Genomic DNA, 15,026 nt, shown 5'->3' on the forward strand with positions numbered 1-15,026 from the left:
TTCTTAATAGAATACTAAAGTAAGTACTTTCTTTGTATTTTCTGTCACTTTAAAGCGATTATCTAAACGCTGACCAATTATCCAAATAATTTCACCTTCCCCATTGCACAAAATAGGCACTTCTTCTTTTTCAAATCGGTTAACCTTCTGCTGAATAAAGAAATCACTGATCTTCTTCTTTCCTTGCATACCTAATGGGATGAACCAATCTCCTTTTTCCCATGTTCTAAGGGATAAAGGTAGTTTTATCAGTTCAGCATCCACCTGTACTTGATTAGGATTACTTGATTTAACAAAATCTTTATTAGTTTGGAAACTCAATGTACCAACCCAACAAGAATATTTATCTACAAGATTTGTTATCTGAATCGATTCACACTTCTTTGAATTAGCTCGAGGTCTAAGTAGAAGTTGATCCCTATCCATCAGCATTTCATATTGATCTGCCTCAAATACTTGCCCCATTGGCTTATCCCAGACAGCCGCCATCTCCTTCAAAATAGACTTCTGAAAGCCAAAAGGTTTAAATAATTCGAATAAAAAATAATCGTCCTTTATGAATGGGTTTAACTCTTCACGCGCAATGTGAATAGTTTGCCCATTTTGTTTAAAAAGTGTTATTCGCTTTTCATCTACAATTCGTTGGATGAAATGATAGCTATCTTCAAAGTGCTGAATATTGTTCTTTAAGATCTGCTCAAAGTCTGGTTGAATTTCCTTGAATTTGGGAATGATATCTAATCGGATTTTATTCCGTGCATATTTTGTCGAAAAGTTAGATTGATCGTCACGGTATGGCACCTGTAATTCCTTTACAGCTTCGGCCACTTCATCTGCTGTAAATCCTAACAAAGGCCGAATGATCGTATGCCTTTTAGGAGCAATGCCCAATAAACCCTTTAATCCAGTACTTCTAGTCAGATTGAGCAATACCGTTTCCAAGTGATCATTTTGATGTTGAGCAATGGCTATATAATCTAAGTTCTGAGAAACTCGAAGCTCTTCAAACCAGGCATATCGTAAATCACGGGCAGCCATTTGAATGGAGATTTTATTTTCCTCCGCATAATCTGCCGTATTAAAGTGCTTTACATGAATTGGGAATCCTAATTCTTGGGCATATGATCGAACCAATTGTTCGTCTAAATCAGACTCCTTATCCCGCAATTGAAAATTACAATGGGCGATTTGGCAGGTATAACCAAGGTCAAGGAACAATTTGGTCATTAGCATAGAATCCTTGCCCCCACTGACAGCAAGGAGCAGCTTATCCGTAGTTTTCACTAAATCAAGCTGCGAAATATAGGCTTTTAAATGATCCAAAATGCTCATCGTTCAAAAATAGGTATTTAATACTTCTTCTTGATTGCGATTAAAAATTATTGTTTAACAATTTTTTGCTAATTAATTGTATATTTTTGCGCTTGTGAGATACCTATTATTACTGTTTCTGAGCTTATTCTGCCTTAGCAGCTATGGACAAGATCCTTTAACCCCTCCTCCAGGAGCGGGAGAACCTATGCGTTTGGTTTCTTCTTCCAGTGCTCGTGGTATCAATCAGAAGATTTTTAGAGCCTACAATGCCGTTTATGAACATAAAGGTTCGCAATTGGCTGCAGACTCAGGTGATTATTATAAAGACGATATCGGAAATGAATACTTCAAAGCCATAGGTAATGTGGTTATTACTCAACCTTCTGGTACTGTCATTTATTCGAATCGCTTAGACTATAGTGCCTCAAGCCAACAAGCCGTATTAACTGGAAATGTGCGTATGATTGATGGGGAGACCACTTTAACTACAAATTACCTGACCTACAATACAGGTAAACAAACCGGAACATATACTGGTGGGGGAAGAATTGTCGGCAAAGGCGATACCATCACTTCTAAGAACGCTTATTACTTTGAGCGTACGAAGGATGCCTATTTCCGAAATAAGGTTATTGTGAGAACGCCAAGTGCTGTTATTTACACCGATACATTGCAGTACAATACCATGTATCGTGATGCTTTTTTCTTTGGTCCTACGAATATCAACGGCCGTAAAGGGGAAAAGCTTTATACAGAAAAAGGAAGTTACAATACGGCATTTGGAATTGCCAAATTCAATAAAAACAACTTATATACTGAAGGAAGTCGTTTCTTAAAAGGTGACAGTTTGTTTTATGATCGGGATAAAGGTATTGGTGAGGCCTTCCGTAACGTACTTTTCATTGATACTTTAGATAAGTTTTATGCTTCTGGTGAGTTTGGTCGATACTTAGAATCGGATCAATCAATTATGATGCATACGCGACCATTGATTAAATACGTGGTTCAACAAGACTCCAGTAATAATGATTCTACCGCCACTGATTCTACCTTGGTTAAACCGCTGACAAAGAAAGAACAGCGAAAACTAGAGAAGGAACAAGAGAAAGTTCAAAAGGAACAAGAGAAACAAGCGGAGAAAGAACGTAAGGAACTTTCAAATCAAGGTATAAAACAAGTGGCAATAGCGCCTCCAGATTCCGTATTGAGTCCTCCTGTTAAGGACAATATCAAAGTAGATACGGCTTATATGACTGCGGATACTATATTTTCCAAAGTAATCCTAGTCAAAGACTATAAACCTTTAGACCTTAAATTAAGTCGGGATGGAGGTACATTGGAGACGAGTGAAGATGTTGACTATGGAGATCCTGAAGAAATTGATATAGTTTCCACAGGAGATTCGACTCAATTGGATTCTACATCCTTAAAAACACCACAGCTAAATCCAGTTAAAAGACAAGCTCCAAAACAGGAAAAGGCAAAAGTAACAGCACCTGAAAAAAAGACGCCTCCGAAACCTTTGGATGCAAAACAAATTCAAATTAATTCCAAAGCAGATTCGGTATTAAGGCGTAATGCAGTTATGCCTACTGGAAAAGAACAAGATAGTATTATGAAAAAGGCATTCGTGGCTGCCCAAACCGCAGATACGACCATAAAAGATTCTACTGTTCTCTATTCCGACACGGCCAGGACAAGGATTGTGCGTGCCTATTACAATGTGCGCGTCTATAAATCGGACCTGCAGGCTGTTTCTGATTCGGTGTATTATGGCATGGTGGATTCCATGTTTCGTTTCATGGGTAAACCAATGATCTGGTCAGATGGCTCTCAAATATCCTCGGATACCATATACATGCAGATCAAGAACAACAAGATGGACAATGCCTTATTGAAGGATAATGCGTTTATGGTGAATGCTGTAGCTGACACGGTTAAATTTAATCAACTGAAAGGAAGAAAGATTACAGCCTTCTTTGCCAATAATAATATTGATCGCATCTATGTCGATGGAAATGCAGAGAACTTGGTATTTACCACTTTTGATAAGACCAATAGAATTAAAGAGATGTTTCATGATCGCAGTAGCCGGATCAAGATTAAGATGGAAGGCAAACAAATCATCGACTATCATTCGATTCATAAGGTAGACCAAAAGATTTATCCTTTAAAGTTTATTACACAGGAAAATGAAGTTCTTCCTGGCTTTATCTGGAAGCCAGAAGATAGACCTAAATCAGTTGAAGACATGATGAGCAGGAAGCGATCAAAATCGCCTACAGTTCTAGATGCTGATGGTGATGGTAAACCTGATGTTCCACCGGAGAAAGGAACTTCAAGTAAACCAACGGAGAAAAAAGAAGTACCAGTAGAAAAAGGGGAAGAGGATTCAACAAAGAAAATCGAGAAACCTTTGACCCCAATAAAAGAAACACCAGCAGTAGATACATTACAAAAGAAAGTAAATCCAGTGCTGAAGCCACTGAAGGAAATAGAAAAGGCAGGAAATTAATTCCTGCCTTTTCTATTTAATGTCTTTATCTATTTCCTCCGCTTGAAATCATAACCTTTGATTTTAGAATCGGCATATTTAGGTGCCAAATAGGTAATCTCAAATTTCATATGATCCTTATCAATGATGGTTACTTTATCATTTTCAATGGTCTTTCCTTTCAATTGAACCTGAAACTCACCTGTTGTATTTGATAAAGGGATATAAATCCATAAGGCGGTAGTTGCTTCCTTTTCATTCGATTCACTTAGACGCCATTGCAATTTCCCCGCATCAGCATCATTATAATAAATCTCTTGATAAGTTTTCATCATCCCTGTTTCCAACAGCTCCATCACCAAGATTACCTTCTTGAAAGATCCATCATTCTCCAGCTCCATTGTCCATGTACCAACCAAATCCTGATGTACTCTTTCCTTATCTAAGGTATTCCAATATTCTTGTCCTTGATCGAAATAGCGTGTTTCAAGCAATTTCCCCGTATCATCATACCGCAATAACTCGCCATTTATCCTGGCAACTTCAAAGCGAAATACTTCATGTACTTGCTCATTGGGATAGACCGAAAAAGCTTTTCCATCAAAGAGAAATTCTCCTGGTGCATCCACTAATTCGGAAGCTGTCGTAACAATAGCAATCTTATCATCTTGAATCCCCTTATACTTATATAAATACTTGATTATTGGGGTGTCTTCATACTTCTTATTATCCTCATGATGGTCTCCTGTATTACCCCTATATTCAAATCGTGGAATAATCTCCTGGCCTAAAGTTTCCTTCTCCAGGTAATAACTCGCTTTGGATTTATCAACTTCCTGAAGGCGTTTATCGACATAGATCTTACCCTTTGGGCTGTACTTTCCATACGAAATCCAAGCACTTGCTTCTATATAATCTTTTGACGATGTTGTCTTTTCATTTGATTGGCAGGAAGACAAAAAAGGGAGAAGGATAAATAATTGTATCAGAATATTTTTCATTGCTATTTGAATAAAAGTACTAGACAATTTCTATCTAAATGCCTTAGTGAATCTTAATAGATAACGACAAAATACAGGAAAGAGTTTCCAATTAGAGAAATTAACTTATTGGAATTATATAAAAATGGTAAAATAGCTTTGTTAGATTTTTGGAGAATATCACTTAGCACAGCTATTTACAAAATAATTTATTATCCTCCGATAAAAGTTTTGAATTCCATCCAGAAGAGTTTCTTTTTCTGTACATCAGCGAACATCTCTTCAAAGGAGAAGGTATTAAATACAGTAGCGATTCTACCACGCATGTAGGAGTTATGCGCTATGGCGGGCAAATTTAAGCTAAGGGGTTCTACACCTAAAAGGGTTATTTTCTTTGGTTGGAAGAATGCCATGATTCTTTTCCAATCATTAGGATTATGTGGATTAGCCAAATTGACTACAGCCACATTATCAGCATTCAAATGTAAAGCTCCAATGGTTTTGAGAAAGGCCTCTTCTGCCTTTGGAGAAAAATAGGGATATTCCGGATAACGAAGGATAAATAAGACCCCAGTGGATTTATCACCTTTAAAAATAAACTCCTCCTGGGTAGCATTAGTTGCTACCTTAGAAGGAGTTTGAATATGATGTTGAATTGGACTAGCATGAATAACCTCCGTAACTGGAAGTCCTTCCTCTGGAATGGAAAATATAGTCTCCGATAGTAAGGCTTGAAGCGCTACTGGATTCGTAGTATGTAATGGCTTTTCCAATTTAATTGCTAATCCCCTCTTTAAATAATAATTATACTATTGTCCTAATACCCATGCAAAAATCAATGGAGCAACGATAGTTGCATCAGATTCAACGATGAATTTAGGCGATTCGGTATCTAATTTTCCCCATGTGATCTTTTCATTAGGAACTGCACCTGAGTAAGAACCGAAAGATGTTGTAGAGTCAGATATTTGACAGAAGTAAGACCAGAAAGGTACGTCATGCCACTCTAAATCTTGATACATCATAGGAACCACACAGATTGGGAAGTCACCAGCAATACCACCACCGATTTGGAAGAAACCTACTCCTTTACCACCAGAATTCGCACGGTACCACTCTGTCAAGTAAATCATGTATTCAATACCTGTTTTCACGGTATGTACATTTAATTCACCTTTGATTACGTAAGATGCGAAGATGTTACCTGTAGTGGAGTCTTCCCATCCCGGTACGATAATAGGAATATTCTTTTCAGCAGCTGCTAAAATCCAAGAGTTCTTAGGATCGATTTCATAGTATTGTTCTAGGTCACCTGAAAGGACTACTTTGTATAAGAATTCATGTGGAAAATAACGTTCGCCATTAGCTTCTGCATCTTTCCATGCTTTCTCTAAGTGAGATTGCAAACGACGGAATGCTTCTTCTTCAGGGATACAAGTATCCGTAACGCGGTTATAGTGATTTTCTAATAATTCCCATTCATCTTGAGGTGTTAAATCGCGGTAATTTGGAACACGTTTATAGTGTGAGTGAGCTACCAAATTCATCACATCCTCTTCTAGGTTAGCCCCTGTACAAGAGATAATAGCTACTTTATCCTGACGGATCATTTCAGCTAGTGAAATACCCAACTCAGCAGTACTCATAGCACCTGCCAATGATACTAGCATTTTACCACCTGCCGCTAAATGATCTTCATAACCTTTAGCTGCATCTACCAAGGAAGCAGCATTAAAATGAAGGTAGTTTTTCTCAATAAATTGAGAAATAGGTCCTCTTTGTGTACTCATAATATTATATTCTGATAAATCTTCCCAAAGGTACTTATTTAAACGCTAATTTACGAGGTCCAGTGGGCTACTTTCGCTTCAATAGTTTCTTGAAAATATACAAGAAAAAGATGACTATGATCAGAAGAATACCTAATATCAAGATCTCAGAAGTACCTAGATTCCAAGTATCGTTGTTTAATTGGAGTAAAATCATCATTAAGAAATTGTCCATTTATCACAGGTTTCTAGAAAGTCTGGTGCGATATCAGCAGCGATTCCAGGACCTTCTGTTAATTTAATGGAATAACCATCATATTGTATCCCTCCTATAACTGGATCGACTAAGTGCCCAACCATACAGGTATCTAAATCAAAGAATTTAACATTTGGAGCAGCATAAGCAAAGTGTGCTTTAGCAGCTAATGCTAGGCGGCTTTCTAACATGCCACCGATCATACATGGAATATGGTATTCGGCAGCAACAGCTTGAATCTTTAAGGACTCAGCAATACCGGAAGATTTTGAAAATTTGATATTGATGTAATCGCAAGAATCTGTACGACAAAGGCGTTCAGCATCATGATGATCATAAACCGATTCATCGGCCATAATAGGGACAATGGTTTCTGTACGTAACTGTGCAAGCAAATGATCGTTATAGGTTCGCATAGGTTGCTCACAGAATTGAATCTTCAAGGACTCAAGACCACATAAAGCCTCTACAGCCTCTTCGAAAGTCCACCCTTGATTGGCATCAATGCGAATAGGAATGTCAAAACCTACTGCTTGACGAATAGCTTTCATGCGAGCAATATCATCTTGAGGCTTCTTCCCAAGTTTTACCTTCAAGGCAAATGCACCTCCATCATGTAAAGCTTTGGCTTTTGCAGCCATTTCCTCCAGAGAGGCTATCCCCAAAGTTATATCCGTAATAATTTCCCGAGGTTTTCCACCCAAGAACTGGTACAACGGTAAATTCGCATGTTTAGCAGCCAAATCATATAGTGCCATATCAAAGGCAGATTTGATGGTGTTATTCTTTGCAATGTAAAGATGCAATTCGGCCATTCGTTCCTCAATCGCCAATGGGTCTTTTCCAATCCATATTTTAGCAAAGTCCTGTGCAACTGCAATACAAGTGTTTTGTGTTTCCCCAACGATCATTGGAAAAGCAGAACATTCCCCAACTCCATATAGGTCTCCATCGGTTTTTATACGAATAAAGGTGTTTTGCGCATAATCCATAACGCCTGTTGCAATAACAAAAGGCTCCATAGGAATACGCAGTCTATAAATTTCAACTTCTTTGATTAACATAATTCGTTTGTTGGATTAACAAATGTAACGAATGATATTCCAATTATCTAACCTTATAACGAAACAAATACAATATCAATTACTAACAAGCGTATAATTTACATTATAGTCAATATAACATAATAAATATTATCATTTTAATAATTTTATATGATTTTTATTCATATATTAGCAATCTCAACTTAAGCAATCTAATTATCGAAATACCATGCAGCAAGAAGGACTATATCATCCCGAATTTGAACACGACGCCTGCGGTGTAGGCTTCGTAGCACACATCAAGGGGCAAAAGAATCATGCCCAAGTACAAGATGCCTTGACCATGTTGGAAAACATGGAACACCGAGGTGCTTGTGGATGTGATCCTGAATCTGGTGATGGTGCAGGAATCATGATTCAATTACCGCATGAGTTTCTTTGGGAAGAATGTATACAATTGGGCATTCAACTTCAGGAACCAGGCTATTATGGTGTTGGAATGCTGTTCCTTCCAAAGGACAAGGAGATGAATTCAATTTGTCGGGATATAATAGAGGAAGCTGCTGCTGATAGGAAAATGGAATTTTTAGGTTTTAGAACCGTCCCTGTCAATCGAGAAGGTATAGGTCCAACGGCTTTAAGTGCCGAACCAGAGATCGTGCAGTTCTTTGTTGCACGACCTCAGGATGTAAAAAGCACGGCAGATTTCGAACGGAAATTATATGTTCTTCGACGCCTAATCATCCAAAAAGTAAAAAAAGTACAAGAATACCCTCTCCCACTTTACATCGCCTCTCTATCTTGCAAAACAATAATCTATAAAGGTCAGTTGACAACTTACCAGGTTGGAAGCTATTTTACGGATTTAAAAGATTCAAGAGTAGTGTCTGCTTTCGGGTTAGTGCACTCTAGATTTTCGACTAATACCTTTCCTTCTTGGTCATTGGCTCAGCCTTTCCGGATGTTAGCTCACAATGGAGAAATTAATACTTTAACAGGTAATCTCAATTGGTTTTATGCTGGTGTTCGTGCGTATTCTTCGCCTTACTTTACAGCTGAGGAAATGGAGATTCTATTACCAGTTGTGGATAGAGGACAATCGGATTCAGCTTGTTTAGACAATGTAGTGGAATTACTGTTACATAGCGGTCGTAGCTTAGCTCATGTGATGCTGATGCTAGTACCTGAAGCATGGGATGGTAATGAACAAATGGATCCTTTGAAAAAGGCTTTCTATGAATATCATGCCACACTAATGGAGCCTTGGGATGGTCCTGCTGCACTTTGTTTTACCGATGGCAACATCATTGGGGCAACCCTAGACCGTAATGGTCTTCGTCCTTTACGCTATGCTGTAACGGATGATGACCGCGTTATTGTAGCTTCTGAAGCTGGTGCATTGCCAATCGATGAGGCGACTATTATCAAAAAAGGTAGACAACAACCTGGCAAAATCTTCGTAGTCGATATGGAAGCTGGCAAAATCCTAAGCGATGAAGAGGTTAAAGGTGAATTGATCCGACAACAGCCTTATGGAGATTGGATCAATAAATACAAAATCCGCATGGATGAATTGGCAGAGCCTAGAGTGACATTCACCTATCTGTCGCCAGAGTCTGTATTCAAATATCAACAGTCTTTCGGCTATAGCCGAGAGGATATTGAAACGATATTAACGCCAATGGCATTAACAGGATATGAACCTATTGGCTCCATGGGTACTGATGTACCTTTAGCCATCCTATCCGATCAGCCACAGCATATTTCCAGTTATTTCAAACAATTCTTCGCACAGGTAACCAATCCACCAATCGATCCTATTCGTGAGCGGTTGGTGATGAGTCTGGCAACTTTTATCGGGAATGCGGGGAATATCCTGATAGAAGACCAAAAGTTCTGTCATTGTGTGACCTTGGAGCATCCTATATTGACATCTTCTGAATTGGAGAAACTACGTTCAATTGATACTGGGGTGTTCCAGGCGAAGACTATTCAAAGTTACTTCCGCGCAGATGGAAAGGAAGGCTCATTGGAGGCAGGCTTAGAACGTCTATGCCGCTATGCTGATGATGCTGTTAAGGATGGTTTCGAAGTAATTATCTTATCAGATCGAGCAATAGATTCGCAGCACTGTGCTATTCCATCCTTATTAGCGGTATCCGCTGTCCATCATCATCTCATAAAAACCGGTAATAGAGGAGCTGTAGGCTTAGTAGTAGAAGCTGGTGATGCTTGGGAAGTTCATCACTTTGCCTGCTTATTGGCTTTCGGTGCAACAGCTATAAACCCATATATGGCCCTAGCAAGTATCCGTACCATGAAATCTTCTGGACATCTGGATACGGAATTGAATTGGGAGCAATTGAAAAAGAATTATGTGAAAGCTATCTGCAATGGCTTATTGAAGATCTTCTCAAAAATGGGAATCTCCACTCTTCAATCTTATCATGGAGCCCAAATATTTGAAGTATTAGGGATAGATAGCGAGGTGGTAAATAAATATTTCTGTGGATCAGTTTCAAGAATCGGAGGTCTTAATCTGGATGATTTAGCCCGAGAGGCATTAGCTAAGCATAAAAGAGGATTTGAACATAGTCGAGTTACACAAGAACTATTGCCGGAAGGTGGTCTCTATCAATGGAAGCGCCGTGGAGAAGGACACTTATGGAATCCCCAAACAGTGCATTTACTACAACAGGCTTGTCGAAATGACGACTATGCATCCTATAAAAAATATGCAAGTCTAATCAATACGCAGAAGGAACGCATGTTTACTTTGCGTGGTTTATTGGATTTTGCAAAACATCGTACTTCGGTTCCCCTAGAAGAGGTAGAACCAGCAGAAGCAATTGTGAAGCGATTTGCTACTGGAGCGATGTCATTTGGTTCCATTTCTCATGAGGCACACAGCACCTTGGCTATTGCAATGAATCGTATTGGTGCTAAATCCAATACTGGAGAGGGAGGTGAAGATGAAATCCGCTATCAAAAATTACCAAATGGTGATTCCATGCGTTCGGCTATTAAACAAGTCGCTTCTGCAAGGTTTGGTGTTACTGCGAATTACCTGACTCAGGCAGATGAGATACAAATCAAGATGGCTCAGGGAGCTAAACCGGGCGAAGGTGGTCAGTTACCAGGTGATAAAGTAGACGATTGGATAGCTAAAGTAAGGCATTCTACAGCCGGTGTGGGATTAATCTCACCTCCTCCACATCACGATATTTATTCTATTGAAGATTTAGCACAATTGATTTTTGATCTAAAGAATGCTAATCGGGCTGCTCGTATTAATGTTAAATTGGTTTCTAAAGCTGGTGTTGGAACGATTGCAGCAGGAGTCGCGAAGGCTCATGCAGATGTTATTCTGATTGCTGGCTATGATGGTGGAACTGGAGCTTCACCAATCAGTTCCATTAAACATGCGGGGCTCCCATGGGAATTAGGACTAGCGGAAGCTCACCAAACACTAGTACACAATAAACTTCGCTCCCGTGTAGTTTTACAGGCTGATGGACAAATGAAAACTGGTCGTGACCTAATCATTGCCACCTTATTAGGTGCAGAAGAATGGGGTGTAGCAACCGCTGCTTTAGTAGCTGGTGGATGCATCATGATGCGCAAATGCCATCTTAACACCTGTCCTGTTGGTGTAGCAACTCAAGACCCGGAGTTAAGAAAATTGTTCTCTGGTAAGCCAGAGGATATTGTTAATCTCTTCCGATTCCTGGCCGAAGAAATGAGAGAAATCATGGCAGATTTAGGATTCCGGAGTATTAATGAAATGGTCGGAAAAGCACAATTTCTTAAAAAGAATGAAAACATTGAACATTGGAAAGCTAAAAAGATAAATTTCAATGGTATTCTGCATGTACCTGCCAATACTAAAGGAGAAAGCCTTTATCATACGGAAGATCAAGATCATGGCATGAGCATGATACTGGATTGGGGTTTACTAAAGGCTGCACAACCAGCCTTGGACACTAAAACACCGGTATTTGGAACATTCCAAGTCAAGAATACCGATCGAACCATTGGAACTTTATTATCCAACGAGATATCCAAACTTTATGGTTCTGAAGGTTTGCCTGATAACAGTATCAACTTTAAATTTCAAGGTTCTGCCGGACAATCCTTCGGTGCTTTTAATACCAAAGGAATTTCCTTCGAACTGGAAGGTGAAGCGAATGACTATGTAGGTAAAGGACTTTCAGGGGCTCAATTAGCCATTTACCCTACAAAGGAAAGTAAGTTAATACCTCATGAGAATATGATTATTGGCAATGTATCACTATACGGAGCTACCTCAGGGTATTTGTTTATTAATGGAATGGCGGGTGAGCGATTTGCCGTTAGAAACTCCGGAGCTACAGCGGTAGTAGAAGGAATAGGTGATCATGGTTGTGAATACATGACAGGAGGCAGAGCGTTGATATTAGGTGAAACTGGAAGAAACTTCGCTGCAGGAATGAGTGGTGGTATTGCATGGGTATATGACCTCAATGGAACTTTCACAGATAACTGCAATAAGGAGATGGTAGATTTAGATCCGCTGGATCCAGAGGATGAAACTGCAATTCAAGCCTTATTAAAGCGTCACATCTTATTGACGAAGAGTAAGCGAGCTCAGGAGATATTAAGCAACTGGGCATCGGAAAAACAACGTTTTATCAAGGTATTCCCAAGGGAATACAAGAATGTATTATTGAAAAAATTAATCACAGCATAATTGAAGGAATAGATCATGGGAAAACCTACAGGATTTTTAGAATTTGAACGTGCGCTTCCTCAGAAAGATGCTGTGGAAAGCAGAAAACAACATTATCAGGAATTTGTAAAACCTTATACCGCGGATCAATTAAATAGCCAAGCTGCCCGCTGTATGAACTGCGGAATACCATTCTGTCATTCGGGTTGCCCCTTAGGCAATGTGATTCCAGAATTCAATGATGCTGTATATGATGGAAAATGGGAAGAAGCTTATCAGATATTAAGCTCCACCAATAACTTTCCTGAATTTACTGGTAGAATATGCCCTGCCCCTTGCGAAGCGGCTTGTGTGCTAGGTATCAATAAAAGCCCGGTTGCTATCGAAGAAATTGAAAAACACATCATTGAAATTGCCTATAAAAAAGGCTATGTAAAACCAAATAAGAGTTACCTAAAAACAGGAAAACGAGTGGCTGTTATCGGATCTGGACCTTCGGGTTTAGCTACTGCAGCCCAATTAAATAAAGCTGGTCATGATGTCGTTGTATTTGAGCGAGATGATAAAATCGGTGGTTTACTACGTTATGGTATCCCAGATTTCAAGCTGGATAAGAGCGTTATTGACCGTAGGATAGCTGTGATGCACGAATCAGGTATTGAGTTTCGGACTAATGCAGAGGTAGGGAAGAATATCCCTATAAAGGAATTAGAAAATTTTGATGCTGTTGTACTTTGTGGTGGATCAACCATCCCTAGAAATCTTAATATTCCTGGGAGAGAACTCAATGGGGTTCACTTTGCTATGGACTTTTTAAAACAACAGAATAAACGAATTGGCGACTCAAACATGAAGGAGGAAGTGATTCATGCCAAAGGTAAACAGGTATTGGTCATAGGAGGTGGGGATACTGGCTCAGATTGCGTAGGTACATCCAACAGACAAGGTGCGAAGTCTGTCACGCAGTTTGAGCTTATGCCTACTCCTCCTATGGCACGTACCGAAGCTATGCCTTGGCCTACTTATCCCATGCTTCTAAAAACAACCACCTCGCATGAGGAAGGCTGTAATAGACATTGGGGAATCAGCACAAAAGAATTCCTAGGCGATGAAAATGGAAATTTAAGAGCCGCTTTAGTAGTGGACTTAAGTTGGGAGCTCGATGCATTAGGACGCCCAACATCCTTCCAAGAGGTGCCTGAATCAGCAAGAGAAATTCCTTGTGAATTAGTAACACTTGCTATGGGCTTTCTACATCCGCAATTTGAAGGACTTTTACAACAGTTGGGAGTTGAAGTGGATGGCCGAGGAAATGTCATAGCTAACGAAAGTTTCTACAAAACCAATGTCAATAAGGTTTTTGTAGCAGGTGATATGCGCAGGGGACAATCGCTAGTCGTTTGGGCCATATCAGAAGGAAGAGAATGTGCTAGAAAAGTCGATGAATATTTAATGGGCACTTCTAATCTGGAAAGCAAAGATGCCGTTTACAGTCAAGCCATTTAATAAATTTTTAGTTTATATTGGGTGCCCTATCATAAAGATAGGCGCCTTTTTTATTTATATCTATTTTCATCCATAGATATGCTTATTTTTGAGAAAATAACATCCTATGGAACTCATATTTGCGACAAACAACGCCCATAAATTAGAAGAAGTACAAGCCATGGTGGGCAATAAATTTACCCTAAAATCCTTAAACGATATCGGTTGTACCGATGATATCCCCGAAACAGGAGATACATTTGAAGAAAATGCCAAACAAAAGACAGATTACTTAATCAAGCATTTTCAAGTAAACTGTTTTGCTGATGACTCAGGTTTAGAAATCGAAGCTTTAAATGGCGAACCTGGAGTTTACTCTGCTCGCTATTCTGGTTCAAGAGATATGGAACAAAATATTGATTTAGTATTAGAAAAACTAAAGGATAATACAAACAGAAAGGCACAATTTAAAACTGTAATCTCACTTTTCCTAAATGATCACCAACACTTTTTTGAAGGTACAGTTGAAGGAACCATCATCAATGAACGAATAGGAACAAAAGGTTTTGGATATGATCCAATCTTCATTCCTACTGGATTTGATAAAACATTCGCTGAAATGACCCCAGAAGAAAAGAATACTATAAGCCATAGATCTATTGCAGTTAGTAAGTTAGTGGAATTTTTATGCCCTGAGGGCAGCTCTTATAGTATTTAGTATATAGTACAGAGTAGTTAGACCTATTGGCGGGATAACAACACGCCGAACCCTATAGGAAGTAACCGATATCCAATACAGTTCCGGTACAATTCCTCCGATGACGGTATGGTCGTTGCATGCATCGACCGCCTGAACAATTCCATTCAATCCATTCAGATAGTAAGCCATTTGTTCTGGATTACCCCAAAAACAGAAAGGCCCGTCATCTCATCGATGACGGGCCTCCGTATAAAATTAGGCACCGACCTACTATCCC

General features: G+C 39.2%; 9 protein-coding genes. 4 read left to right on the top strand and 5 right to left on the bottom strand.

Going from position 1 to position 15,026, the window contains the following annotated elements; translation table 11 throughout:
- Positions 1–3 precede the first annotated feature (3 nt).
- Entirely contained in the window at positions 4–1,332 is a 1,329-nt protein-coding gene (tilS, locus tag ABD676_RS13000; protein WP_344675140.1) for a tRNA lysidine(34) synthetase TilS, read from the bottom strand.
- 94 nt (positions 1,333–1,426) lie between these two features.
- On the opposite strand from tilS, the gene ABD676_RS13005 reads away from it, so the two are divergent.
- Entirely contained in the window at positions 1,427–3,829 is a 2,403-nt protein-coding gene (locus ABD676_RS13005; protein ID WP_344675142.1) for an OstA-like protein, read from the top strand.
- 29 nt (positions 3,830–3,858) lie between these two features.
- On the opposite strand, the gene ABD676_RS13010 is transcribed toward ABD676_RS13005, so the two are convergent.
- The 4 genes from ABD676_RS13010 to ABD676_RS13025 form a co-directional block, all read right to left on the bottom strand.
- Positions 3,859–4,809 carry a hypothetical protein gene (locus tag ABD676_RS13010; RefSeq protein ID WP_344675143.1) on the bottom strand — a complete coding sequence of 317 codons (951 nt, stop codon included), beginning with the start codon at positions 4,807–4,809 and terminating at the stop codon, positions 3,859–3,861.
- Positions 4,810–5,000: 191 nt separating this feature from the next.
- Positions 5,001–5,561 carry a hypothetical protein gene (locus tag ABD676_RS13015; protein ID WP_344675144.1) on the bottom strand — a complete coding sequence of 187 codons (561 nt, stop codon included), beginning with the start codon at positions 5,559–5,561 and terminating at the stop codon, positions 5,001–5,003.
- A gap of 36 nt (positions 5,562–5,597) precedes the next feature.
- Positions 5,598–6,578 carry a deoxyhypusine synthase family protein gene (locus ABD676_RS13020; RefSeq protein WP_344675146.1) on the bottom strand — a complete coding sequence of 327 codons (981 nt, stop codon included), beginning with the start codon at positions 6,576–6,578 and terminating at the stop codon, positions 5,598–5,600.
- A 198-nt stretch (positions 6,579–6,776) separates the two neighbouring features.
- Complete coding sequence (locus ABD676_RS13025; RefSeq protein WP_344675147.1) at positions 6,777–7,877, bottom strand: mandelate racemase/muconate lactonizing enzyme family protein; 1,101 nt, start codon at positions 7,875–7,877, stop codon at positions 6,777–6,779.
- Positions 7,878–8,085: 208 nt separating this feature from the next.
- Here ABD676_RS13025 and gltB point away from each other — a divergent pair, with 208 nt between their 5' ends.
- From gltB to ABD676_RS13040, 3 genes are all read left to right on the top strand, one after another.
- The gene (gene gltB, locus ABD676_RS13030) at positions 8,086–12,585 is read left to right on the top strand and encodes a glutamate synthase large subunit (RefSeq protein ID WP_344675148.1); all 4,500 of its coding nucleotides are present in this window, start codon (positions 8,086–8,088) and stop codon (positions 12,583–12,585) included.
- Between the two features lie 15 nt (positions 12,586–12,600).
- The gene (locus tag ABD676_RS13035; RefSeq protein WP_344675149.1) at positions 12,601–14,070 is read left to right on the top strand and encodes a glutamate synthase subunit beta; all 1,470 of its coding nucleotides are present in this window, start codon (positions 12,601–12,603) and stop codon (positions 14,068–14,070) included.
- A gap of 106 nt (positions 14,071–14,176) precedes the next feature.
- The gene (locus ABD676_RS13040) at positions 14,177–14,767 is read left to right on the top strand and encodes a non-canonical purine NTP diphosphatase (RefSeq protein ID WP_344675150.1); all 591 of its coding nucleotides are present in this window, start codon (positions 14,177–14,179) and stop codon (positions 14,765–14,767) included.
- Positions 14,768–15,026: the final 259 nt, after the last annotated feature.

Origin of the sequence: Sphingobacterium kyonggiense, from assembly GCF_039536825.1 — a bacterium.
In the GTDB taxonomy this organism is placed as follows: Bacteria; Bacteroidota; Bacteroidia; order Sphingobacteriales; family Sphingobacteriaceae; genus Sphingobacterium; species Sphingobacterium kyonggiense.